Source organism: Kordia sp. (assembly GCF_965283645.1).
Lineage (GTDB): Bacteria > Bacteroidota > Bacteroidia > Flavobacteriales > Flavobacteriaceae > Kordia.
On the sequence record NZ_CBDIPG010000001.1, the window covers coordinates 4858179 to 4884788 of the forward strand.

Here is a 26610-nt window from a genome sequence, read left to right on the forward strand (position 1 = left end):
CAACTAACAACCACTAATGACAACACAACAACTGATTGCACAAATACACAAAAAGAAATCCTTTCTCTGTATTGGACTCGATGTTGATTTGCAAAAAATTCCAGTTCACTTATTAGAAACGGAAGATCCTATATTTGAATTTAACAAAGCAATTATTGACGCTACACATCATTTGGCAGTTGCTTATAAACCCAATACTGCGTTTTATGAAGCATACGGAATCAAAGGTTGGCAGGCGTTAGAAAAAACGATTCAGTATTTAAATACGAATCATCCTGAAATATTTACCATTGCGGATGCAAAGCGTGGTGATATTGGAAACACATCAAGCATGTATGCAAAAGCATTTTTTGAAGATTTGGCATTCGATTCAGTTACAGTTGCTCCATACATGGGAAAAGACTCTGTAGAACCTTTTTTAGCGTTTGAAGGAAAACATACCATCTTATTAGCGTTAACCTCAAATCAGGGCGCGTTCGATTTTCAAACGAAAACTATTGATACCAAGGAAGTTTACAAACATGTATTGGAAACATCTAAAAGTTGGGAAAACAGCCAGAATTTAATGTATGTAGTTGGCGCAACAAAAGCTTCGTTTTTAGGAGAAATTAGAGAAATTATTCCAGAAAGTTTCTTATTAGTACCAGGTGTTGGCGCGCAAGGCGGAAACTTGCAAGATGTTTGCAACTACGGAATGACAAAAGATGTTGGATTGTTAATCAATTCCTCTCGCGGAATTATTTACGCTTCACAACAAGAAGATTTTGCTTCGGCTGCAGCCAAAAAAGCCAAAGACTTACAAACACAAATGGCGGAAATTTTATTAGCATAATTGTTTAATTCTACTAAATACTGAGCTTGCCGAAGTATGAAAATCCAAGATCAATTACACAGAGAACTCTTTTTTGAAACGACTCCAAAACGAATTATTTCATTGGTGCCGTCTCAAACAGAATTACTGTACGATTTAGGTTTAGAAGACAGTATTGTTGGAATTACAAAATTCTGCGTACATCCGTATCACTTAAAAAGTACAAAAGCGATTGTTGGCGGAACGAAAAGCATCAAGCTAGAAAAAATAAAGGAATTGCAACCAGATATTATTCTGTGTAATAAAGAAGAAAACACGAAAGAAATTGTAGAAACTCTAGAAAAGTTATTTCCTGTACATGTTTCTGATGTGAAAAATATTGACGAATCGTTGGAGATGATTTCTCAATATGGAAAAATATTTCGATGTAATACAGAAGCATCAAAAATAAACGATAAGATTCAGTTTTACTTGCGAGATTTTCAAGCATTTGTAAAAGATATTCCTGTTCAAAAAGTAGCGTATTTTATCTGGCGAAAGCCTTGGATGGTGGCTGGAAAAGACACATTTATCAATTACTTATTAACGTTATGTAAGTTTGAAAACATCTACGAATCACACGGAAGATATCCAGAAGTAGAAATTAAAAAAATACGTTTACAAGGCGATCCAGCTATTGTAATGCTGTCTTCTGAACCCTATCCGTTTAAGTCAGCACACGCGTTTGAATTGGGACGATGTACACACCATGCAAAAGTGGTTTTTGTAGATGGCGAATATTTTAGTTGGTACGGTTCACGATTGGCAAAAGCATTTGCTTATTTCAAGAAACTTCACGAAAGTCTATAAACAAGAAAAATCGGGCAATGAGACCCGATTTAATTTCTTTAACTAACCCAATTTGTTGTATTAGATTTTTACAACAGTACAAATATATGATGAAAACCACATTCAGTATGTTAAGAGAATATTAGAAATAGATTAAAAAATGTTAAGAATTGTAAAAGTTGACTTCTTGATATTCAGGCTAAAAGCATTCGTGTGATAGTTTTAAAATGCTGTTTAACAATTGATTAACGATGTTGAATGTGGTTTTGTAGTATCTTGTTTATTCTTAAGAAAACCCTAAAAAGTATGAAACAAGTTGTATTGCTAGTATGTATGCTAATTGCTTTTACTGTAAATGCTCAACAAAAACCGTGTGCATGTTGTACTGAAAATCATCAAGCATTTGATTTTTGGATAGGAATGTGGAATGTTACTAATACCGACGGAACTCCAGCTGGAAAGAATAGTATTACCAAAATTGAAGATGAATGTGTATTGCGAGAAAACTGGACGAGTGCCAAAGGAAATTACACAGGAACGAGTTACAATTTTTACGATGCACAAAAGAAACAATGGGAACAAATTTGGGTAGACAATCAAGGAGGGAATTTACACCTAAAAGGAAATAGAGTAGGCAACCAAATGATTCTACAAAGTGACGAAGTAATTTCTCCAAAAGGACAAAAATACGTCAATAGAGTTACATGGACACTAAATAAAAATGGTTCTGTCCGTCAACATTGGGAAATGTCTCCAGATCAAAAAATATGGACAACCGTATTTGATGGTTTGTATATAAAAGAAAAAAAATAGTTATACTTTTCCTAGCTGCACAGCTTCTTGCATGGCTTGATATCTTTTTTTCCATACAGCACGATTTTTATTTAAATGATCGTCAATGTGTACAGGATCTTTTGTGTTGAAATTCCCGCCCCAACGTAATTCTGGGTCGTCAATAATTAGACTTAAAAAATATTTTACAGGTTGCGGAACATTTGGATATTTTGTCAAAACTTTTGAATTTGCCCACAAATTATTTCCATACACAATATTCATATCAATTCCATGACCTGCCAAATGATTAGAAAACGTGGCTGGTGGCACAATGGCACCTCGTACATTAGTTGTCGTTCTAAATGAACTCGTGACATAAATATATACATTAGCTTGAACCGCATACCCATTAATTTTTTCTAGCGCAGGCACAAATTGAACATCAGCTCTACAGGGTTTTCCTTGAAAGTTTGACCCTTCAAATAATACCAACGGAGATTTTTTATTGGGTAAATTTTTCGGAGCATGATCCATCCATTTGCTACCATAAAACACATTGATATCTTTTAAGAAAAGATCAACAACGGGACGTGAGAGCCAATCGCCATCCGAATCAATTTGATTGTCTTTGGTATACGTTAGTACTGCTGTACGCGTACCATTTCCGTACAATCCGTCAGCACCATACTTTGCAAAATTGAGTTGTGTTCCGTACCCAATAGTGTATAAGAATGTTTGAATGGCAGAAATACTAGTACGTGTTCCTTTGGAAATATATTTTCTGGTTCGTAAATCAGACGTATGAATTGCCCATAATAAGTACATTTCTGGAAGAAAATCATGTCGTTGTAAAATTAATTTACATAATTCATTTGAAACAGTTTTTCCATCACTAGGATGATTGTTTTTAGTGGCAAATGCTGCAACTGCTGTTACAGTTGCGGGACCGTAATCTCCGTCGGCTTCATAATTAGATAGTTTGAGTTCTTTTTGAAAGCCTAATTCAAAAAGCGTACGTTGTAAATCGACAATTAATTCTTTATCAGAAGAACCTTGAAATAGTGACGTACTAACATCACCTTTATGTAAAGCCGCTTCAAGCAAATTTGAACATTCCATGGAGTATACATTTTATAGCTAACAAATTATGAAAAAAACGCAATGTACAAAAGGGTGAAAACACGTAGTTTTGAGAAGATTTCAAAATTGGTATAAAAAGTAAGGAACCGCCTAGAAAAATTCCAGACGATTCCATCAAATGATATATAATTATTGAATTATATATACACTATCAATACGTTGCAGTATCGCCGCTTGGATCAGGGCAAGCTACGCATGAAGTTGTATAATAACTTGGACATGCTACTGAACATGTTTCTGACTCTACACAATTGTTCTGCGAAGTTTTACCTTTTCCACCTCTGTCTTCTCCTCCGAAAATGTTTCCAGCTTGTAAATCAGCAATGCTGCCTTTATTTAATTTTAATGTTCTGTGTTGTAATTTGGCTTTTTTCATAATGTGAATGTTTTGATTAAACTTGACGTAAAACTATATAAACAAACTACCTCAAAAAAGTGCTTGGTTGGTCAGTTTATATAATGACATTTGATATTTACTATGAAAATGAATTCTAGATAACCATGTTTAAATTTTATTTATATAATTGATATTCAGTACTTTAATTTTGTTAATCTTGAATTTGTAGAATACTTTATAAAAGCTTTGAATACAATTAGAATGGTATAAATGATTTTATAGGACAATTCATCTATTGTCTTTTTTTAAGGTGAAAAAGAGTAAAAAAGAACAACTAGTTTGTATGTGAAGCATTTAAATTTTTGATGAAATACGAAGGGTTTAAATTGGTTTTTCGTTGAAAAGCTCTTGAAAATGTTCGGGTATTACTAAAACCTGATTCTTCTGCAATGGCATCAATAGTATATTTTCTGAAAACTGCATCGTTCTGTAACCGATTTACGGTGTATTCAATGCGTAAATCGTTCACAAATGTGTTGAAACTTTTCCCTTCATATACATTTACAATTTTAGACAAATAACTATGATTTGTTTTTAAGCGTTTTGCTAATTTTTGCAAAGTAATATTGGTTGATAAGAATTCGTTTTTCTCTTTAAAAACAGTCAAACTATTCAATACAGTTGTAACAATGTTTTCTGGAATATTTAACTCATTTTTTTTACGATCAGAGACATCAATAATTGTATGTTGTTTATTATTTTCTTGATCTTTTAGTAATTGTTCAAAGCGTTTTCTATATACATTTCGTTGTATATAATTATAAATTAAAAACCCGCCAATTAGTAGAATTAAAGCAATTGCTCCAATAATACTTAAAAGATAGGTTTGTTCTTTTCTTTGAAGTGATGTAATGACTTGTTGTTTGTCAGCCAACAATTTAGGTGTGTTGTAATCTTCTGAAATATGTTTGGTTAAGTACAATTCTTTATCGTGTAAGATACTATCCAAACGTAGCAATCGCTCAATATAAGTAAGTTGTTTTTTTAAATCTTTTTTCTTCTTATAATGGTCAATTAAAAGCTCATACGTTTCTCTTGTTTCTGGAAATAAGTAATTTACTTTTAAAAATATGGAATCTACTTTTTTTAAATAATCAATTCCTTCTTCTGTACGTTGAGTTGCTAAGTGTGTTTTTCCAAGATAAAAATAAGCATATGTTAAGTTTGAATCATCTTCTTTCTTTTCAAAAAAAGGAATTGTTTTTTGTATGCTGTCAATGGCACTTGAAATATTCTTCTTAAAATATAAATTCATACCCTCTTTAAGTACAAGTAGATTATATAAATACTTGTAATTAGGTCGTTTTTTCGTTTGTTTAATCGCTTGTGTAGTGTAGTGTGTCACTGAGTCATAATAACCAAGTCGTCTGTAAGAAGTTGCCAAACTAGATATTATTTTTAAGCGTCTAGACTGATCTTGAAAGCCTAATTTTTCAGAATTTACTAATGATTTTTTAAGTGTTTTTAGCGCATTTTCATAATCTCCTATTATATTATAGGTAATCCCAATATTATAATTAATATTAAATAACATACGATCGTTGTTACTTTTTTTAGCGTATTGTTCAGCTTTTACATATAAGTTCAATGCTTTTTTGTAGGATTGAGCTTGAAAAAAATCTCCAGCTCTAATAATCAAAGCATTTTCCATTAAATAGTGATCTTTACGTTTAACTGATAATTGGGTTAAACTATCAATATATTTCATTTTTAACGAATCAGAATCCATTAGACCTTTGTAATAATAGCCTTCAATAATTCTTTTTGAATCTTCAAGATGTTTTGCTTTTTTTAAATACGCATCTGCGTATAAGCTAGCTTTTACATCGGAATTAGTTTCATAAAACTGTGTGCGTAATTCTTTAAAATCTTTTTGCAATAAAGAATCAGAATCTTTCAAAATTTGTTTTTGACTGTATATAGGGAAGCTAATTAAAAGAAAACTGGCAATAATGTAATAGTGTTTTACTGTCATACGAATGATCTATAAATACGAAAATACATTTTTTTTTAAGTAAATGAACTCCTTTTTATTGATGATAAATTGAAAACAGATTTTGATAGTGACAATAGATCAATTGTCTGTATATAATGCAGTAAGACAGTATTATATAGTAATTAATAATCGTAGTTTTGAGATGCACTAGCTTAAAAATAAAACTCAAAATTATGAAAAAAAAAAGTTTATTCCTCAGCCTAAAAAAGTATACTATTGCATCTGTTCGTGGTCACTATAAAATTATAGGAGCAGGACTAACAACTGGAGTGGAGTGTGGTACTTCAGTTGATCCAGCTATTTGTAGATCAGCAGATCCAGCCACTTGTGTATCGAATAATGAAGCTACATGTACAACAAAAGACCCATCATGCGGAAGTTCTACAGATGATCCATTAAGTAACGCAAGAAAAGGATGCGCTTCTCATATTGGTGGTGGCGATTAATAATCAGTTCAATACAAATACATAATAGAAACGAAAAGCTGGGCAATTTTGCCTAGCTTTTTTAAAACTCCAATTTTGAATTTCGGACATTAAATAGTAATTCGAGTATGTTATTTTAGTGAAACCAATGCTTCTAAGGCTTTTTCTGCATCAGCTTCTGCTACGTGAAATTCAATATCTCCACCAAGAATTCCAGCGTAAGCTGTATCCATTTTATTGATTTCGTGATAGTTAATTTCGGCTTTCGCTAAAATTTCTCGTGCACTCATTACATTAATTTGCGAATTACTTGCATATACTTTTACTTTACTCATATAGTATTTTTTTGTTGAACTATTAAGATACGATATTTTAAGCATTTATCATATAAAATAGACGTGTTATATTCATCAATCAATACATAGTATTCTTCAAAATCTTTTTAAATTATTCAACCTTAATCATGTTGATAACAGTAACGACCATTTTTTACATTTCGCTTGCAACGTTTGCCTGATTTTGTTTTTCCAAGACATCTTGTGCTTGACGAATTTGTAGGAGTTTCACGAATTGGTGTAGTACTACTATTTTGTTTGGTATGTTGAAAACAATAACCATTTCCTAGTTTTGTGTTTCGTTTGCAACGTTTTCCCTTTTGAGTAACTCCTTTACAACGAACTAGAGTAGATGTGCCAACAGCTTTATTTTCAGCTGTAAATCGTTTTTTTAATTGATGTTTTGGCGGTGGTTTGCAAATTTTGCAAGGTGTTAGTTTAGAAGTACGAATAGTTTCAAGTCCAACCAATTTGCTCGACACATTTTTCACCATTCTACATGAGCTCAGGTGATATCGCTTTCCCGAAGGTGTTTTGTAAACGTCTTGGGCATCACATTGAAATGAAATAGCAAGTAGAAAAAATATGGAGAGAAGATGTTTCATAACAATCAAAAATAGTGTATAAAATTATAAAAACATTTCTACCTAAGTGTACGGTTTACCGTAAAACAACTCTACAAAAAACATCAGTATGAAATTTTAAAATCTCATCACGGTATTTTATATACTTTAGTAAATAGTATAGATTAGTATTAGGCATCTTTCAGCATATTTTTTAAATCACTTGCATACGAAGGATAGGTGAAAATCATCTTTTTAAATTCGTCAATGGTCATTTTGGTATTGATGGCTGTTGCAAAAATATTAATCGTTTCATTTGCCGCAGCGCTTATTAAATGTGCGCCAACAATCTCGTTGGTTCTTTTATTTGCTATAATTTTAAAAGCATAAACAGCTGCATTTCCCTTTTTTGCATTGTACCAATTTGAAGCATCACCTTTAAAAATGATAACATCTTTATAGCGCTTTTTAGCTTCCGCTTCCGAATACCCAACCGTAGCTAAATTTGGATGCGTAAAAACCACTGAAGGCACTAATGGATTTTCAAATTCCTTTGAATTCTTTTTGAGAATGTTGTTTCCAACAATATATCCTTGCAAACCAGAAAGTGGCGTTAATGGTAAAGATTTACTCGAAACATCTCCACAAGCATACACGTTTTTATTTGTTTTATTTACTAAAAAATCATCCACAATAACACCTGTTTCATCATGTTGAATGTTTGCTTTTTCCAAATTTAATAATGCCGTAGCAGGTACTCTCCCTGAAGTATTAAACACTATTTTTGATGTTACAGTCTTACTTTTACCTTTCTGTTTGTAATGAATTTTATAGCTTTTCTTCTTTTTTTCTACGGATTCAATTTCGGCATTAAACACAAATTTCACACCTTTCTTTTTCATTGATGAAACCAATTTATCAACTAAAAAATCATCAAATTGTGATAAAGCTTGTGCGCCGCTATCAATCAAAGTTACCTTGCATCCTAACGTTGATAAAAGAAAACAAAACTCCATACCTACATAACCAGCACCAATAAAAGTTGCAGACTTAGGAACTTTAGGAAGATGGAAAATTTCAGCACTTGTTTTCAGAAATTTTGCGCCTTCAAAGTTTAATTTTCGAGGCGTTAAGCCAGATGCAATTACAAATGTATCTGCAGTCACTTTTTTTCCTTCGACTTCAATTTCATTTTCAGAAATGAATGTTGGAGATTGATGATACATATCGATCTTTAATTCTGCTAAATTTTCCTCTGTACTTTTTGGAATTTTTTCTGTGAACGATTTTTGAAAATTTTGAATATCACTCCAACTAATTTTAGGTAATTTTTTTATACCCAAACCTTCTAATTGTTCAGATTTCTGAATCAAATCTGCAAATTGCAATAGTATTTTTTTAGGATCGCAACCTCTTATAGCGCACGTGCCACCAAAAGCTTGTTTGTCTGCAATTGCGACTGAAAGCCCATTTTTTGCACAAATTTTTGCGGCAGTTTGTCCTGCAACTCCGCTACCAATTACAAATACATTATAATGTTTAGTTGTCATAAAATTTTAGAATTTCATCAAAAATAAGGTAGAAAATAAGCTTTTATTAATTGTAATGATTCAATTATGAACTGATTCGCTAAAAGTCAATAAAAGAATTTATGAGATCACTAATTTAAAAATCACTTGTAGAAATTACGATTGATCTCAGAATACTGCTCAAAAAGAAACGCCTCTATGAAATTTTAAAATCTCACAAAGGCGTTTTATATGGTATCTGAAAATTAGAAATTATTATTTATCTTGTAGTGCAAACACTTTTTGTAACAATGCCGTTGTTCGTGAACCTACTTTTGTGCGAATCTCAGCTTCTTCAACGGCAATCATTGTATACACACCTTTTAAAGCTTCCGTAGTTACATAATCTGTTAAATCTGGATTTACCTGATTTACAAAAGGAATCTTATTATAGCGATTAATCAAATCTGTCCAAATTTTATCCGCGCCAACTTTTGCAAACGAATTTTGAATTACAGGTTGAAACTTTCCGTACAAAGCCGTATTCGTTTTTCCTTGTAAATACTGAGTAGCAGCATCATTATTTCCTAACAAAATGTTCTTAGCATCCGCAAACGTAATATCTTTTACAGCATTCACAAAAATTGGAGTAGCTTCCTTCACGGCATCTTCTGCGGCTCTATTTAACAACTTAATTCCATCATCAGCCAAACTTGACAATCCGATATCGCGCAAAGCTTTATCCACTTTTCGTAACTCTTCTGGCATTAAAATCTTAACAAGACTATTACCATAAAAACCATCTTTCAATGTTAGTTTTTGTACTTGCTTATCAATTCCAAAATCTAAAGCTTGTCGCAATCCTGCTGCAATATCAGCATTTCCAAGTGTTCCGCCTTGTGGCAATTGATTTACAACTTGTTGCAACTCCGCGCAAGAATTCAACATAAACAATCCGACAAAAGCAATAATGATTTTTTTCATGAGTATATATTTAAGGTATTTTAGACAGTATAAAGTACAAAAGGTTTAATCAAATCCAAAATGTACATCACAAAAATACATGAATAATTATAACATCTCTTTGGTTTTCAATGAAATTTAATTGCATTCAAACTCAAGAAAAAATAATGTAGTATCTTATAAATTTAAATAATACCTCATGAAAAAACGCATATACATATTTTTTAGCATCCTATTTTTTTCACTTGTAAGTTTTGGACAAGAAACCATTACAGATACTACCGAAATGTGTAAAACGCTTAGAAAAATGGTTGAAAATGACCAAATGTATCGAAATGGAAAAATTTTAAAAGATGGAAAGTTTGGAAGTAAAAGTACCTATTCGAAAAAAGTAAAAGATTCTGTTTGGGTATTGCAACGAAAACTTGATGATGAAAACACAGAAAAACTCATCAAATTGACCAAGAAATACGGCTGGATACCTGATGAACGCATCAACTGTGACAAACTTAATATTTGGCTAATATTTAGGCATTCCGATAAAAAATATTACAACGAAATTGCAGAAGTAATCGAAAAAGAACACAATGCAAAACGTTTAAATGACTTTTATTACAAGCTAATGAGTGATCATGTAACTGGGAAATATTAAAAGCTACACACAATGAAAAAAGTATGGTTACTTCTTATTCCGTTACTCTTTATGAGCTGTCCGCAAGAAAAAAAACCAAAGCCAATACCTGAAGTTCACGGACAATATATTATGGTATTAGGAACTGCGCAAGATGCGGGTTATCCGCAAATAAACTGTAACAAATTGTGTTGCCAACCCTATCATGATGGAAAAGTTGAAAAAAAGTTGATTTCTTGTTTGGGTTTAATTGATCTCGAAGCAAAGAAAAAATGGTTGTTTGATGCCACACCTGATATCACACAACAAATTCAACATCTATCAAATGAGCTTGAAACAACAACCGTAATTGACGGTATTTTTCTCACACATGCACACATTGGACATTATACAGGACTCATGTTTTTCGGTCGTGAAGCTATGGGCGCAACGCAAGTTCCTGTGTACGCAATGCCAAAAATGAAAAGCTATTTAGAAACGAATGGCCCTTGGAGTCAATTGGTTGCTTTGGAAAATATCAAATTAAAAAAAATGCAGCATCACACTTCCGTAGATTTGACAAACGGACTCAAAATAACGCCTTTTCTAGTGCCGCATCGTGACGAATTCTCAGAAACAGTTGGTTACAAAATTCAAGGAAAACACAAATCAGCATTATTTATTCCAGACATTAACAAATGGCAACTGTGGGAAAAAGACATTGTAGAAGAAGTCAAAAAAGTAGATTATGCGTTTTTAGATGCAACCTTTTTAAAAGAAGGCGAAATTCCAAGACCTATGAGTGAAGTGCCGCATCCATTCATTGTAGAAACGGTGAAACTCTTTGAAAACGAAGATTGGGAAATTAAAAACAAGGTCATATTTATTCACTTCAATCATTCCAATCCTGCATTGCAAAATTCAAATTCATTAAAAAACGATTTAAAAAGAGAAGGTTACCAATTTGCAGTAGAAGGAATGCGTGTTGAACTCTAAAATTTTCAACGTTTTCATTTCTTATATATTTCTTAAAAAATGTTCGATTTTTTTGAATATTCCGTAAATTGCACCCTCAAAATAGATACTTCATTACAGATATGGAACAAGCGCAACCTTACAAACCAACCTACAAAGTACGAATTGTTACAGCCGCATCATTATTTGATGGACACGATGCCGCAATCAATATTATGCGACGCATCATTCAGTCAACTGGTGTTGAGGTAATTCATTTAGGACACGATAGAAGTGTGGAAGAAGTAGTAAATACTGCAATTCAAGAAGATGCAAACGCTATTGCAATGACTTCATATCAAGGTGGACACAATGAGTACTTTAAATATATGTACGATTTGTTACAGGAAAAAGGTGCAGGACACATCAAAATATTTGGTGGCGGTGGCGGTGTAATTCTTCCAGAAGAAATTAAAGATTTAATGGACTATGGAATTACACGTATCTACTCACCAGATGACGGACGTGAAATGGGATTGCAAGGAATGATTAACGATTTAGTGCAAAAATCAGACTTTGCCATTGGCGATACGTTAAATGGAGAAGTAAATGTGCTACACGAAAAAAATCCAAAAGCGATTGCACGTGTCATATCTTCAGCAGAAAACTTTCCAGAAGTTGCAAAAGATGCATTAGATACAATTCACGAAAAAAATAAAACATCAAAAACACCAGTTTTAGGAATTACAGGAACTGGTGGTGCAGGAAAATCAAGTTTAGTAGACGAATTAGTGCGTCGATTTTTAATTGACTTTCCAGAGAAAACTATCGGATTAATTTCGGTTGATCCATCAAAACGAAAAACAGGTGGCGCATTGCTCGGCGATCGTATTCGTATGAACGCCATCAACTCACCAAGAGTGTACATGCGTAGTTTGGCAACACGTCAATCGAACTTAGCACTTTCAAAATATGTAAACGAAGCAGTACAAGTATTAAAAGCAGCGGAATACGATATTATCATTCTTGAAACGTCTGGAATTGGACAATCGGATACGGAAATCATGGAACACAGTGATGTGGCTTTGTACGTAATGACTCCAGAATTTGGAGCGGCTACACAATTAGAAAAAATTGATATGCTCGATTTTGCTGATTTAGTAGCCATCAACAAATTTGACAAAAGAGGTTCGTTAGATGCGTTGCGTGATGTAAAAAAACAATACATGCGTAACAATAATTTATGGCACGTACATCAAGACGATTTGCCAGTATTTGGAACCATTGCTTCTCAGTTTAACGATCCAGGAATGAACACGTTGTACAAAGGCGTGATGGACAAATTGGTAGAAAAAACGGAAGCAGATTTACAATCGACTTCTAAGATTTCGAGTGAAATGAGCGAGAAAATATTCGTCATTCCACCATCAAGAACACGGTATTTATCTGAAATTGCTGAAAATAACAGAGCATACGACAAAAAAGCAGATACGCAAGTAGAAGTAGCACAACGTTTATACGGAATCTACAAAACAATTGCTTCAGTAACCAATGTAACATCGAGCGAAGTAGAACTGTCATTCATGTCTAAAATTGGTTTGGATGAAACGATTATTTTAGATCGAATCGAGAAAGAAGAAGACATTGATCTTGTAAAATTATTACTCAAAGAGTTTGATCGCGTAAAGCTAAATCTTGATCCGTACAACTGGGAAATCATCAACGGTTGGAATGATAAAGTAAACAAATACAAAAACCCGATTTACACATTTAAAGTTCGTGACAAAGAGATCAAAATAGAAACACATACAGAATCTTTATCACATCAACAAATACCAAAAGTTGCGTTGCCAAAGTATCAAGCTTGGGGCGATATTTTAAAATGGTGTTTGCAAGAAAATGTGCCAGGAGAGTTTCCATACACATCAGGATTATATCCTTTCAAACGCACCGGAGAAGATCCGGCACGTATGTTTGCAGGTGAAGGTGGACCAGAACGTACCAACAAGCGTTTTCATTACGTAAGTGCAGGAATGCCAGCAAAACGTTTATCAACGGCTTTTGACAGTGTAACTTTGTACGGAAACGATCCAGATGTACGACCAGATATTTATGGTAAAATTGGAAATGCAGGAGTTTCAATTTGTTGTTTAGACGATGCGAAAAAACTCTATTCTGGTTTCAACTTAGCAGATGTAATGACGTCAGTGAGTATGACGATAAATGGTCCGGCTCCAATGTTGTTAGGTTTCTTTATGAATGCGGCAATTGATCAGCAATGTGAAATTTACATCAAAGAGAACGAACTTGAAGCTGAGGTTGAAGCAAAAATTGCAACAATTTACCAAGGAAAAGAACGTCCAAGATATAATGGCGATTTACCCGAAAGTAACAACGGTTTAGGTTTAATGCTTTTGGGTGTTACTGGAGATCAAGTATTGCCAGCGGATGTTTATAATGATATCAAAGTAAAAACGATTGCGCAGGTTCGTGGAACGGTTCAGGCGGATATTTTAAAAGAAGATCAAGCACAAAACACGTGTATTTTCTCTACCGAATTTGCATTGCGATTAATGGGAGATGTACAAGAATATTTTATAGAGAATAATGTGCGTAACTTCTATTCGGTTTCTATTTCTGGATATCATATCGCGGAAGCAGGCGCAAATCCAATTACACAGTTAGCGTTAACATTGTCTAACGGTTTCACATATGTAGAGTATTATTTAAGTAGAGGAATGGACATCAACAAATTTGGTCCAAACTTATCATTCTTCTTCTCAAACGGAATCGATCCTGAATATGCTGTAATCGGACGCGTAGCACGTAAAATCTGGGCAAAAGCCTTAAAACATAAATACGGTGCAAACTCAAGAGCACAAATGTTGAAATATCACATTCAAACTTCTGGACGTAGTTTGCACGCACAAGAAATTGATTTTAACGACATTCGTACCACGTTGCAAGCATTATACGCAATTTACGACAACTGTAATTCGTTGCACACAAACGCATACGATGAAGCGATTACGACACCAACGGAAGAATCGGTTCGTCGCGCAATGGCAATTCAATTAATCATCAACAAAGAATTAGGATTAGCGAAAAACGAAAATCCAATTCAAGGTTCGTTCATCATTGAAGAATTAACCGATTTAGTAGAAGAAGCTGTATTAACAGAATTTGACAGAATTACAGAACGTGGTGGCGTTTTAGGTGCCATGGAAACCATGTATCAACGTTCTAAAATTCAGGAAGAAAGCTTGTACTACGAAACCTTGAAACACAACGGACAATTTCCAATCATTGGTGTAAACACATTTTTAAGTAGTAAAGGTTCGCCAACGGTAGTGCCAAAAGAAGTTATTCGTGCAACGGAAGAAGAAAAGCAATATCAAATCAATATCTTAAAAAATCTTCATAACGCACATGACACAGACGAGTTATTACTTGAGTTACAGAAGAAAGCTGTCAACAACGAAAATATATTTGAAGCCTTAATGGACGTTTGTAAAGTATGTTCGTTAGGTCAAATCACCGCTTCGTTATTTGAGGTTGGTGGACAATATCGAAGAAATATGTAATATTATAACATAGTATCTTACCAAATAAAACTTCCTGTTATTCTTCTTTTTTAGAGTAGTAACAGGAATTTTTCGTTAAGAATTTTTTGAAGCCTTGGAAAAAATTTAGATAGACAATTATGGTTTTAGTTCTCGAGAGAAAAACTAAAAATGCCTCTAGAAAAATTCCTTTTCTTTTGTGAAGCCTGTGGTGAACTTGGTTCAGTATTTTTTGGGAAAGCAAAGAATAAGAAATGTTGAAAAACAAACCCTAAATAAATCTTATAGTTTACTTGAACTGTGGACAGATTCAAATTAAAATATTATCCAAACAAAAAAGCTACATATTTATCATATGTAGCTTTTTTTATATTGAATAGTCTATTGACTAAATCTTCGTCAATCGAATAACAACTTCCGTCATTGGAGCATTGGTACACATTGCGCTACCAGTATCTTCAATAAATCTGATATCAATTGTGTTATCATCTATCATATCATATGTAGTTGGTGTCGCGGCACCTAATCCTAACAATACATTATCGCCTCCACAGTTAAAGTTTGTATCTTGATCATTATTTACACTTACTGTTCCATCACAATTTAGTGTAAAATTAAATGTCATTGTTGGCTGAGTTCCAGCAACATCTAAGTTTGCTAAGTATTTCACAGTTATACTTCTTTCCGTATCTGAAACACTTACAATTTCTACTGTAGCAGGATCTCCAAAAACTGGTTCGTCAGTATTTCCAATTTCTTCATATGTATACATTCCTGTATAACCTAAAGGTGGTGTTCCGACAACTCCAGAATTTACCCAAGCACTTGTTACTGTTGTTCCACAAGAGCTTCTTACAACAAACGTATACAATGTTTCTGGGCATAAACCTGTAACAGTGTATGTTGAGTTATTTGTAGTTACTGCGGTTGCTGTATCAGGCGTAAATCCAGCTGCTTCTCCGTAACGAACTTCCCAACTTGTTTCTCCATTCGAATCCCAATCTAAAACGACAGAATTCTGTGTTGGTGTACTTGTTAAGTTTAATGGAGGTAAGCATGTAATAAATCTGAAAGGTCCTGTAAAAGAACTAGAACTTCCAGCTTGGCTTCCGTCTGTAGTGTCATTACAGTTTGCACGAACATAAAATTCATACTCCGTATTTGGTTGTAAATTCATGACAGTATGTTCTGTACTGTTTCCTGTTGCAACTGTAGGTACTTCATCTAAATTGAATCCTACTTCACCATATTTAATTTCCCAAGCAATTTCAGTTCCGCCTGGAATCCAATTAAATGTAGCTGAAGTTTTAGTTAAGTTTGTGATAGCTAAATCTGAAGGAGCTGGACAAGAAGTGCGAAACAATAAAGGTCCAAACCACTCGTTATTATCTAAGTTACAATCTGATTTTACATAAAACTCATAAGATGTCTGTGGCGTAAGTCCACCAATATTGGTACTTGTTGTTGGTGCATTTACAATAGTTCCCGTATCTGGATCAAATCCAGGAGCTCCATAAGATACTACCCAAGTAACTCCAGTAACAGGTAAACATTCTCCAGCGTCATTAACGCTTCCACACCAATTTAATCTTGCTGAAATATCCGTTATATTTGAAGTAAAAGATGATACAACAGGCTGACAAGGTTGTATAATTTCTGGGATTAGTACATCATCCGAACAAGATGAGGTAAGTCCAATAATCAGTAGAAGTAAAACTACTTTTTTCATAAATTTTTTTTTTCGTTCATCACAAATATATAAAAACAATAAAGAGTTTATCATTTAGAAGGTAAAAAAACAACAATCTATTAGTTAAACTTTTAGATTGTATATTTATACACTCATATAATAACGAATCAAAATGAAGAAAATTATATTCCTAGCCATTGTATTTCTATTCATTGCTTGCGGAACAAAAGAGCAAGCTAAAGAAGTTGAAAAAGAAGAAAGTGACATCTCTGCTATCAGTGCAAAAGAGTTAACTGACTTTAAGGTGTTAGATTCGAAAGTGATTGATAATCAATTGTTTTTGTCTTCTTTAGCTGCCGAAATGGAAAGTTTTACAGAAAGCGATTATCAAAAATTAAAGCCTTATATTTTAGAGAAAAATATTCTAGAGTTGCATAAAAGTAGAGTCGCACAAATCTTCACCTATGAAACATTGGTGAAATTTTATCTATATCGAATCAAAAAATATGATCGAAATAATGAATTATCATTAAATTCAATAATCAGTATAAACCCAAATGTTATTGCAGAAGCAAAGCAAAAAGATCAAGAATTTCTCAATAAAAGATTGAAATCACTGATTTTTGGAATGCCAATTCTTCTAAAAGATAATGTAAACGCTTCCGGGATGCCAACTACGGCAGGTGCAGTTGCCTTAAAAAACAACAATACAAACGATGCTTTCATAACTGTTCGACTGAAACAAGAAGGTGCTTTAATTCTTGGAAAAGCTAATTTAAGTGAATGGGCATACTTTTTCTGTGGCGATTGCCCAAGTGGTTACAGCGCCGTTGGTGGACAAACATTAAATCCGTACGGAAGAAAAATAATTGATACTGGCGGCTCAAGTTCAGGAAGTGGCGTAGCTATTGCCGCAAATTTTGCAGTTGCCGCCGTTGGAACAGAAACTGCAGGATCGATACTTTCGCCTTCAAGTCAAAACTCTGTAGTTGGACTCAAACCAACTATCGGATTATTGAGTCGCTCAGGAATTGTACCAATTTCAAGTACTTTAGACACACCTGGACCGATGACAAAAAGTGTTATTGACAATGCAATTTTGCTAGCGGCTTTGTATGGATACGATCCATCTGATAGTAAAAGTAAGACGTTTAAATATCCGGGAAGTTATTACTATTCAAGTATTAGAAACGGCAACCCTTCCGTAAAAGGAAAACGATTTGGCGCCATAAAGCGTTTAATGTCAGATACATTATATGTAAAAGCTGTTGATGTATTAAAAGCGCAAGGAGCAACTATTGTTGAAATTGAAGAAGAAGAAATAGACTTGCCAAAATTTATCAGTCTATTAAATTTAGACATGAAGAAAGATTTACCAATGTATTTTAAACATCATACGGGAAAAGAAATTTCATTCAATTCGGTTCAAGATGTAATTGAATTCAATAAAAAAGATTCGGCAACAGCAATGCCGTACGGACAAAAATTATTCTACGGAATTGTAAACGATTCGGCAACAGAAGAAGAATTCTCAAACATGAAAAAAATATTACATGCCAACGGAAAATCATTCTTCGATATTCCTATGAAAGCACACAATTTAGACGGCGTTTTATCCATAAATAACTATCATGCGGCGTTTGCGGCAGTTGCAGCATATCCTGCATTAACAGTTCCGATGGGCTATACCGAAGAAGGAGCACCAAAAGGCTTAACATTTATTGGAAAGGCGTTTACAGAAAAAAGTTTATTAGAATGGGCATACGTGTACGAGCAAGCTTCCAAGATGCGAAAAGCTCCTAAAAATTATAAGTAATCTATTCATTTGGGCGTTCCCAAAACAAAAAAATGCACACTCTTTAGTTGTGCATTTTTTTATTTCGGTCAGGCTATCCGCACTCGCTTTTTCCTTTGTATTTCCTGCTTAGGCAGGAATCCAAATCAAAAGAGCTCAAACAATTGCTGCTATCCTTAACGCAATGGTAAGTGTACTTTTTTTACAATACACCATTAGCAATAATAAGAATCACAACCTCCAAATCGTGAATCGCACCAATTGCGTACAGTATCTCTACATCCATCTGCGGGTATCGTGATTGGACTAGGCGGAGCTTGGGTATACGTTTTACAAATTATACCGCCTGAAGCTTGTTCGCCACCTTTTACAATTTCTTGTAAATCACTTATTGTCTTTTTCTTTAAGACTAAAGTTTTTATTTTTTTCTTCATGATTATAATTTTTAAGTTTTTGTTTTATTACATCACTAACAGAGCTCAGATTAGTAACACGATAATTTAAAGGTTAATGCATACGTTGATGTTGTGTTTGGATGCTCACTTTCTTCTTCTTCCAATGGCAGTGAACATGTAGAATATTCAGTATCTCTTGGTGGCGGAGCACCTCCATAAATAGAGAAATTGGTAATCACTTTTTTGTTGAGTTTCAATAATTTTGAATGTTGTTTTTTCATCATAATTGTGTTTAAAATTGATGAAGTAAAGCAACTTTTTTTTTCTTAAAACATAAAACAAAGGTGTTGATGCATCATGATGTGTCAATCTTATTAATTAATGTGAAAAATGATTGCTTACTGCACAAGTTTGATGTTCTGATGGAGGTTGTGCCTTCGAAGTTCCTGTGTTGGTATTGCATTCACAGTCGCCTGCCTTCGTTGTCATACAATCAGAAATATTTGATCCGTTTATAGCTGTACATTCAGTATACATAGATGGTGTTGAATTGGTTGGACCTGTAGTTGCTAATCCTGTTTCAGTATCAGTATTGATATTTCCTCCTCTTTTTTTGTGAAGTAAGCTTAGGTTTGAAACGCAATACTTTTTTAATGCTAGACCGTTAAGATTCTTTTTTTTCATAAATATTTTATTTGGTATGATTAATATGTAATGAAGCAAAAAAAAATTGACCTAAAATAAAAATTATGTTATTGACAATTCATGATTTATCAATAGATATGTTGTTTTTTGAGAGGTTTTTTAAATATTGGGAAGGATATATTCCGGTTTGCGCCTTAAAAGCTCTTGAAAATGTCTCTTGTCTTTTGAATCCGAATTCCTCAGCGATTGCTTTAATTGTGTATGACTGAAGCTTTTTTTCATTCTTTAACCTCACCAATGCTGTATTGATTCGTAATTCTGTAATATATGCTGTGTACGATTTTCCTTTGTATCTATTAATTACTTTCGATAAATAGGTAGCATTTGTTTCTAGTTTTTCAGCTATAAAACTTAAGCTACATTCTGTAGACAAATAGTGTGCTCCTTTTTCAAAGTTTTCAATCTTATCTAAAATTACATTCACATTTTTATCAGAAATTTCATCTTTTCGGGAAACTACTTTTTTCTCTTGAATATTTTCTAATTCAGTAACTTTTTTGAGTAGTTCGTTAAATTTTTTCTTTCTAGATTTTTCTCTGAGTTTATAATAGAAAATACTGCTGAGAAAGAGAAGCAGTAAAACGACAGATAAAATAATGAATCCTTTTTTGTTTTTATTTTGCTTTGATAATTCGTCTCCCAGTGATGCTATCTCAGTTTTTAAAGGAGAAATATCGATAAGTTTATGAGTTTCATTGTTGATTTTTAAATCTTCAATATGCTGCTTTTTTTCAAGTGCGGTATATTTTTGAAAATGAAATTCTGCTTTTTCAGGATTTTTCACTTTAAAATATGCAAGTGCTAGGAACTGATGAAACTCTTTTTCGTTTATATCTACATCTGCAGAAGCATTTATTTTAGTGTACGCATTTTCTAAGTAGAATATGGCTTCTTTGTATTCTTTTAATTGATAAGAACTTTTTCCGAGATAAAATAAAGAGGTAAGATATAAATTTTCGTTGTTCACTTTGGATGAATCTCTAACTTGTGTTGTTAATACAATAGCTTCTTCATAATGTTCTCTTTGGTAAGAAATGATTGCTTTATTCATTAATAAAATATAATATGCCCAGGAGTTATCTTTCTCAGAGCATTTCTGCAATCCCGCATTATTATATATTTCTGCATCATTTGGTTTATCCATCCAAAGGTAAGCATCTGCAATATGCATATATGAAAGAAGTCTGTAATACAATCTATCTCCAGAACTTTCCAAAATATTCAGGTTTTTCAAAACACTTTTATATACATCAATGGCTTCTTGAAAATCTTTATGCTTTTTTTTGATCGAAGCAATACTAATCAGAAAATGAATTTCATACGGATAGTTTTCTATTTTAGCGGCGTACTCTTTCACCTTTAAATAAGCAATCAATGCTTTAGAATCTTCTCCTAATTCAGAAAGAATAATTCCTTTTAAAGTGAAGCATTTAGGTAAAAAAAGAGTGTCTTTTGCAGTTGCACCTTGTGCTATGGCGGCTTCAATGTTTTTTAAAGCGATGGTGTTTCTATCCAATCGATTTTGACATTTGGAAATATAATAAAAGAACTGAACCAATTGTTCATCGTTTCCTTTGACCAAAGCCAACTCTTTTCCTTTAATAGCGTAAGTCAATGCTTTGGAAGCATCTTTATAAACAAACTTAGCATATAATGATTTCAATTCATCAAATGATTCTTGAGTAGCTAAATCATTTTGTGCATTCACATGACTGATAAAAACATACAATACCAATACTAAAGTTCTCATAACTCAATTCTTTTAAAACAACAACATATTCAGAAAAGGATCAATTATTACATTATCCAAAATGTAGCAATCTAATGTGTTATTTCTATAAATCTAAGATAATATTAACTTTATGTGTTATGTAAAATAAAAAAAGAAAAAGCACATTACACATTGAGTAGACTCAAAATCTAATATGCTTTTCTATATTTAACTAAGCTTCTAATTTCGGTTTTTCTTCCGTAGCAACATCAATAATATCACCAGCCAAGGCAGTAATCAATCCGCCAGTACGGACAAAAACGACCAATACATAAAAAGGTTGTTTATTAATTGGCGCGTATCCTAAAGCCGCAGGTAAATAATGAATTGCCATTCCGATGAAAGACATCTTCAATAGTTTTTTTGGCATTACAGCCATTCCCACAATTAAGCCAACAGCTCCTAATGTACAGATAACAGGTTTTATAAATTTTAAAACAAAACTTCCAACGGTTCCAACGCTTGTTGTGTTGAGCGCTCTCATTCCTATCAATAATAAAATTAAAAACACATCCAATACAAGCAATGGAATTAAAACCCATTTTAATGCAGGCGGCATATCTTCTGTTTCTTCCGTGTATAATAAACCCATTGACCAAAGTGTGCCAATCAAACCGAGTCCCGAAATTACTTTAGAAACGGTGCCTACAAATCCTAATTCGGTTTCTGTGCTATCTGCAATTTCTTCTACGGGATAAAATAAAAGTGCCAAACCAGACAACGCAATGCCACTAATAGCAAATACCTTATCAACATCACTAACCGTAGTGTCATTTTCTTGTGTAGTATCTTCTTTTTTTGTCATGATTGTTTAGTTTAAATTCAATTGAAAAATAGTTTGTCCTCTGTTTACAAATTCCTCTTTGGTTTTTCCTTCGCCAAAAGGCGCTTTTCCTTCGCCAATTTTGTATAGAATTGTGGCTGGAATTGCTACAAAAAGACACATTACATCTAAGAATGTAAATTCGTCACTTTTTGTAATTGATTTGTAAAGTTCCGTAATCAAAGGAATTTCCCATTCTTTGTTCAATCCTACCAAAGCCACATCGATCAACGTTGTTAGTGAGGTGAAAATTAAATTCATCAATTTTTCTACTAAAAAGAGTCCCAATCCTGCAAAATCTTCCAACAACAATTTTAAGAAGTCTAGAAAACTCACTTTACCTGAAATCATATCTTTAAAATTGGCAATAATGTTTTTCACCTTGATGTCAATACCTTTTCCAGCTTCTGCTAAAATACCTTTTGCTTCTTCAAAGAATTTTTCTAAAACATCAGTAAAATCGGAAGGTATTCGTTCTTTTAATGGTTTTTGCTCACTGTCGTTTAAATAGCCTTTTTTAGAATTTAACCAATTTGATCGCGGATCGGCAGTACTTTCTTTAGAAGGTTCAGACGGATCAATTTTTCCGAGCGAATCAGGAATATCAACCAAATCGGGAGAAAATTTTTCAATTTCTTTTTTCAAAGTATCACTTACAAATTTCTTGATGTTTTCAATTTCTCCTTTTAAACTCAAAATTGCTTCGTTGGTAAAATCTTTAAAAGCTTCTTTGGTAGCTACAATGGCGTCCCAATCAAATAAGAATGCTAAAAATTTAAATAAATCTTCAAAGAAAACTTTAATCGCATCAAATATTTTCTGAATGAAACTTCCAATTTCTTGAATGGTAGTTACAATCCAATTAAACACTTGTTCGCCAATTTTAATTACAAATTTCACACCTTCTTTTACTTTATCTACAATAAACTCAACCGCTTGTTGTGCGCCATCCAAAATTGAATGTAAAAAATCGCCCAACGTGAGTCCTTCAGGTATGACAGTTTGTGGTGAAGCAATTGCGCTTCGCATTTGTATTTTTTGATTGGTGTTGTCAATAGTAAACGTAGTTCGTTTTAAAGTTGCATTGGAATCATTTTCCATTGTTTTTGCAACCGATAACATTTGCTGAATTCCGTCTGCGGCACTTTTTAAAGTAGCAGTGTCAGTTCCTTTAGCAACTAAAAGTTCTCCGTTTTGTTTTGTAGCTTTTGCTAAATCGGTTCCTGTTTTTACTTTTTCACCCAAACGTTCTAGCACTTTCCCCGCAAGATTAATTGCTTGTGTTTCTTTTAGGAAATCTGCATTGATAAAAATTCTGGAAGAAGCAATATCTTTTACGGGACAAATAATTGTAAACTCAGGCAATGCACCTAATGAAATACTTATTTCATGATTTGGACCAATGTGATAACTTTTATTATCAACATAAATAAAAAGATTACTTTCCGCACTTAGTTTAACTTCTAAACCTTGAAATGTTTTAACGGCTTTGCTATTAAATCGGACATGTGCAGAATACGATTCTACTTCTTTTAAACTGTCAAGTCCTTTGATGGTAAGTGTGTTTGAGTTCCAAAGTGTTGTGACACTATCTTGCCAAAGTCGCGTTAATTTGCTTCCATATTTAGTACTGATAGAGAATAATTGGTTTCGAATTCCTTTTCCTTTTACACAACTAAATTGTGCTGCATTTGCTTCCATTAAAATAGGTTGTGTCCATTTTCCTGTGCTGAAACTCTGAGATTTTTGATCGAAAAAATGATTCGTTTGATAGTGTAATCCGTTCGCATCTAACGACCAAACACTGTGTTCATCTTCATGTTTTGCAGCGGCAATTTTTTTGATATCGCCAAGTTTTCCTGCAAGTGTAGTTACTTCAAAATCTTGATTGTCTTTTGCTGTAATGTATTGATGTATTTGTGTTCCTGCGGCATACACAACATCGTTAGCATCATCAGATTCAACCAATGTAAAACAGTTGATAAATTCGTTGTTTTCAAAACGAACTTTGATGGTTTTATCATAGTATTCATCAGGAAACGATTGAAATATAAACGAACGTTCTTTGCCAATATCATATAATAAAAACACACCATTGTTGTATTGAAAATTCCCCAATTCGAACTGTGTAATTTTCATTCCGTTCTCAGGAAGTGTATATGGTTTTGGTTCTAGTTCATCTAATTGAGAAATGTAATATTGGGCATCTTTATTTGTAGTTGTTGTTGCAAAAATTACATGTTCTACACCAATAGAAACTTTATTTATTGTTTCCGAAGCGTCATTTGCTTGCATAGAAGACCAAGAAATACTTTTGTCAAGTGTTTCAAATTGAGTTGAATCGAGCGGAATTTCATCAGAAATCCACACTTTATTATCTTCCACTTTTGCCAATTGAAAATGGTCTTCATCTACATTGTATTCCAATTCAAACGAAGTAACTTTTCCTTCGGATAGTAGTAGTTTTATCCAACCTGAAGCAGAACCTTCTGATCGTAAAATACCTTGTAAAAGTCCTTCTTTAGTCAAACAAAAAATAAGTGGTTGTTCGGGCGCAACCATCATAGAGCGAATCGTGTCTCCAGCATCAATAGCTGATTCTGGAAAGTAATTATTCATCAATTCGCTATAAAAATCGACAGTTACATTGTCGTCTTTCGTAATTTGAAATTGTGGATCTACGTTCATAATTTTTAATTTTGGTTTTCAATTACAGGCGCATATGAAATGTCATATGCAACGATATCTTGCTTATCTTCAATGCGTAAGTTTTTAAACGTGTATACTTTTCCAAGCGGAAGAATGATTTTATTGGTCTGATTCAGTACATCAATATCATTAAGTTTGGAAATTAAGGAGCTAGAACTTGAAGCACTACCTTTTCCTAAATCAACCGTGATTTGTGTAACAATTGCATTTGCAACAATAATTACCCATGAAACGACAATGCTTAAAATATTAAGTAAATCTTTCCAAAAGCCGTTTCCAAATAAGTTTGGATTTTCATCAAAAGCTATTGATGGTTTTACTAGATTGTGATCTAAATCGAAACGACCAGTTTTACCAGCAGTGATCGTAAAATCTAAATAACCAGGAGCACCTTTTTTCTTGATTTCATCTTTTGTATACTTTCCATTTGTAGAGAGCGTCTTTTCACCAACTTTTACAAACCAAGCTTTTACAATTACCGTAGTACTTATTTCAATTTTGTACCGTACAGAAATCCCAGAATTGTTACTGGTATTTTTTACAGATTCTTTTGTAATCGTAAATACAGTATCAATAGTGTCGTCTTTGTGGTTTTCATGTTTGTCTAAAACCATAACACCATTTTTAAACCCATGTCTGAGTTTCGTTCCATCCAAACCTTTAAATACACTTTGCACATAAGTATCTAAAGATGTTAAGTAGGTATTGAAATGATTGTTTTGTAACGCAAAAACACCGTCAGTTGTGCTGCTTGTATCTTTTCCGAGTTCAATTAAACTTTTTGGAAGAATTCCAGCAGTTGTGTTTGTTGGCGGTTTTGTATCATTTAACATCATTAAAAAGTTAAATGCACTAAACTGTCCTGGTTTCTTTTGATGATTGCTGTAAGAAGTAGAAAATGCTAGCGAAGTTGGCTGAAACATTGCTTTTTCGGAAGCTTTTATTTTTTTTCGTTGTACAGAATATCCTAATATATACGAATGCTCTTCTTCTTGTAAAATAACATTGAAATAGTTTTCAATAGCAACCTCAAAAGCCAAACTTGCCACTTTAGGAAATGTACTGTTACTTTTATCAAACGTAGAAATATTGGCATCTTGGAAATTTAAAAACAAGCTTTCTATAGTAAAATCTTGGTCTGTTAAACCACTTTCTCTAATGATTTTTTTGGCTTCATCTCCAGCATCTAAAATCATATTTTCTTTGTTTACTTTCAATTGCCCAATAGGCACTGTAAACGCATAAACCAAATCTTTTAAGTTGTGAGTTTCGACGGCGTTAGTTTTATCGGCTCTGTAATACAGTTTCCCACTTTTAAATCGGACGTGTAGGATTAGGTTTTTTGGATCATTTTGGATGATACTAATTTTTGGGGCTTTCAAATTTGCATCCCAACCAAAATTAAAATTCACATTTTCCGTTTCCAAAGTGTTTATTAGTGGACCAATATCTTCCCATTTTCCGTTTTCACGAGCTGTTGCAATTTTTTCCTGTAACGCAATCCAGCGTTTTAACTTTTGTTTAAAATTTGCATCTTGATCTGTAATATGAAAATCTTTTTCTGTATCACCAACTTTTGTTTTTCCAGATAAAATTCCCCATTTTTTGTGGATGATATTTCGTTTGTGTAATTCTTGGAATTGGTAATTAATGGTGTTTTCGGACAAGGCGAGTGTCATGTCGTAACCGGCAAGTGTTTCGTTTCCTTTCATATGGCTATTAAAAATGATTAATACTATACTGTTTAAAACAGTTTTGCTTTTGGTAGGACTAAAGTTTGTTCTAAATTGATCGTATGCAATTTATAATAGTAAATTTGAAATAGTAAACGTATAAATACGTGATTTTGAAATTA

General features: G+C 33.2%; 23 protein-coding genes. 8 read left to right on the plus strand and 15 right to left on the minus strand.

The genetic code is table 11. From position 1 onward, the window contains the following. The first annotated feature begins 16 nt into the window (after positions 1-16). The 3 genes from pyrF to ACQ654_RS21330 all read left to right on the plus strand — a co-directional run bounded on the left by pyrF (position 17) and on the right by ACQ654_RS21330 (position 2452). Entirely contained in the window at positions 17-832 is an 816-nt protein-coding gene (gene pyrF, locus ACQ654_RS21320; protein ID WP_430412365.1) for an orotidine-5'-phosphate decarboxylase, read from the plus strand. A 36-nt stretch (positions 833-868) separates the two neighbouring features. Continuing rightward, on the plus strand, positions 869-1660 hold the full coding sequence (locus ACQ654_RS21325) for an ABC transporter substrate-binding protein (RefSeq protein WP_430412366.1): 792 nt from the start codon (positions 869-871) through the stop codon (positions 1658-1660). Positions 1661-1945: 285 nt separating this feature from the next. Further along, entirely contained in the window at positions 1946-2452 is a 507-nt protein-coding gene (locus ACQ654_RS21330; RefSeq protein WP_430412367.1) for a hypothetical protein, read from the plus strand. Here the strand turns inward: ACQ654_RS21330 and ACQ654_RS21335 are convergent, their stop codons facing one another. From ACQ654_RS21335 to ACQ654_RS21345, 3 genes are all read right to left on the minus strand, one after another. Then, positions 2453-3532 carry a M15 family metallopeptidase gene (locus tag ACQ654_RS21335; protein WP_430412368.1) on the minus strand — a complete coding sequence of 360 codons (1080 nt, stop codon included), beginning with the start codon at positions 3530-3532 and terminating at the stop codon, positions 2453-2455. 172 nt (positions 3533-3704) lie between these two features. Continuing rightward, positions 3705-3929: a hypothetical protein gene (locus tag ACQ654_RS21340; protein WP_430412369.1), complete on the minus strand. Its 225-nt coding sequence runs from the start codon at positions 3927-3929 to the stop codon at positions 3705-3707. 295 nt (positions 3930-4224) lie between these two features. Then, positions 4225-5925: a helix-turn-helix domain-containing protein gene (locus ACQ654_RS21345; RefSeq protein WP_430412370.1), complete on the minus strand. Its 1701-nt coding sequence runs from the start codon at positions 5923-5925 to the stop codon at positions 4225-4227. Positions 5926-6119: 194 nt separating this feature from the next. Between ACQ654_RS21345 and ACQ654_RS21350 the strand changes: the two genes are divergently transcribed. Further along, positions 6120-6392, plus strand: a complete 273-nt coding sequence (locus ACQ654_RS21350) for a hypothetical protein (RefSeq protein ID WP_430412371.1) — start codon at positions 6120-6122, stop codon at positions 6390-6392. A gap of 110 nt (positions 6393-6502) precedes the next feature. Here the strand turns inward: ACQ654_RS21350 and ACQ654_RS21355 are convergent, their stop codons facing one another. The 4 genes from ACQ654_RS21355 to ACQ654_RS21370 all read right to left on the minus strand — a co-directional run bounded on the left by ACQ654_RS21355 (position 6503) and on the right by ACQ654_RS21370 (position 9761). Next, positions 6503-6706, minus strand: coding sequence for a putative signal transducing protein (locus ACQ654_RS21355; RefSeq protein WP_430412372.1), 204 nt, complete (start codon positions 6704-6706; stop codon positions 6503-6505). Between the two features lie 122 nt (positions 6707-6828). Then, positions 6829-7311 carry a DUF5763 domain-containing protein gene (locus ACQ654_RS21360; RefSeq protein WP_430412373.1) on the minus strand — a complete coding sequence of 161 codons (483 nt, stop codon included), beginning with the start codon at positions 7309-7311 and terminating at the stop codon, positions 6829-6831. A 149-nt stretch (positions 7312-7460) separates the two neighbouring features. Beyond that, on the minus strand, positions 7461-8819 hold the full coding sequence (locus ACQ654_RS21365) for a dihydrolipoyl dehydrogenase family protein (protein ID WP_430412374.1): 1359 nt from the start codon (positions 8817-8819) through the stop codon (positions 7461-7463). A gap of 234 nt (positions 8820-9053) precedes the next feature. Then, positions 9054-9761 carry a DUF4197 domain-containing protein gene (locus ACQ654_RS21370; protein ID WP_430412375.1) on the minus strand — a complete coding sequence of 236 codons (708 nt, stop codon included), beginning with the start codon at positions 9759-9761 and terminating at the stop codon, positions 9054-9056. Positions 9762-9939: 178 nt separating this feature from the next. Here ACQ654_RS21370 and ACQ654_RS21375 point away from each other — a divergent pair, with 178 nt between their 5' ends. From ACQ654_RS21375 to ACQ654_RS21385, 3 genes are all read left to right on the plus strand, one after another. Beyond that, on the plus strand, positions 9940-10392 hold the full coding sequence (locus tag ACQ654_RS21375) for a hypothetical protein (protein ID WP_430412376.1): 453 nt from the start codon (positions 9940-9942) through the stop codon (positions 10390-10392). A gap of 12 nt (positions 10393-10404) precedes the next feature. Beyond that, entirely contained in the window at positions 10405-11346 is a 942-nt protein-coding gene (locus tag ACQ654_RS21380) for an MBL fold metallo-hydrolase (protein WP_430412377.1), read from the plus strand. A 101-nt stretch (positions 11347-11447) separates the two neighbouring features. After that, positions 11448-14888, plus strand: a complete 3441-nt coding sequence (locus tag ACQ654_RS21385) for a methylmalonyl-CoA mutase family protein (protein ID WP_430412378.1) — start codon at positions 11448-11450, stop codon at positions 14886-14888. Between the two features lie 367 nt (positions 14889-15255). Here the strand turns inward: ACQ654_RS21385 and ACQ654_RS21390 are convergent, their stop codons facing one another. Continuing rightward, positions 15256-16596: a fibronectin type III domain-containing protein gene (locus ACQ654_RS21390; protein WP_430412379.1), complete on the minus strand. Its 1341-nt coding sequence runs from the start codon at positions 16594-16596 to the stop codon at positions 15256-15258. Positions 16597-16729: 133 nt separating this feature from the next. On the opposite strand from ACQ654_RS21390, the gene ACQ654_RS21395 reads away from it, so the two are divergent. Next, positions 16730-18373: an amidase family protein gene (locus ACQ654_RS21395; protein ID WP_430412380.1), complete on the plus strand. Its 1644-nt coding sequence runs from the start codon at positions 16730-16732 to the stop codon at positions 18371-18373. Between the two features lie 194 nt (positions 18374-18567). On the opposite strand, the gene ACQ654_RS21400 is transcribed toward ACQ654_RS21395, so the two are convergent. The 7 genes from ACQ654_RS21400 to ACQ654_RS21430 form a co-directional block, all read right to left on the minus strand. Further along, positions 18568-18786, minus strand: coding sequence for a hypothetical protein (locus ACQ654_RS21400; RefSeq protein WP_430412381.1), 219 nt, complete (start codon positions 18784-18786; stop codon positions 18568-18570). Between the two features lie 50 nt (positions 18787-18836). Beyond that, positions 18837-19028: a hypothetical protein gene (locus ACQ654_RS21405; protein ID WP_430412382.1), complete on the minus strand. Its 192-nt coding sequence runs from the start codon at positions 19026-19028 to the stop codon at positions 18837-18839. Positions 19029-19125: 97 nt separating this feature from the next. Beyond that, positions 19126-19431 (minus strand): hypothetical protein, encoded by a 306-nt coding sequence (locus tag ACQ654_RS21410; RefSeq protein ID WP_430412383.1) that lies wholly within the window; start codon positions 19429-19431, stop codon positions 19126-19128. A gap of 79 nt (positions 19432-19510) precedes the next feature. Next, on the minus strand, positions 19511-21202 hold the full coding sequence (locus tag ACQ654_RS21415) for a helix-turn-helix domain-containing protein (protein ID WP_430412384.1): 1692 nt from the start codon (positions 21200-21202) through the stop codon (positions 19511-19513). 193 nt (positions 21203-21395) lie between these two features. Then, positions 21396-22028, minus strand: a complete 633-nt coding sequence (locus ACQ654_RS21420) for a hypothetical protein (RefSeq protein WP_430412385.1) — start codon at positions 22026-22028, stop codon at positions 21396-21398. Between the two features lie 6 nt (positions 22029-22034). Continuing rightward, positions 22035-24734: a hypothetical protein gene (locus ACQ654_RS21425; RefSeq protein WP_430412386.1), complete on the minus strand. Its 2700-nt coding sequence runs from the start codon at positions 24732-24734 to the stop codon at positions 22035-22037. 5 nt (positions 24735-24739) lie between these two features. After that, positions 24740-26467, minus strand: a complete 1728-nt coding sequence (locus ACQ654_RS21430; protein WP_430412387.1) for a hypothetical protein — start codon at positions 26465-26467, stop codon at positions 24740-24742. Positions 26468-26610: the final 143 nt, after the last annotated feature.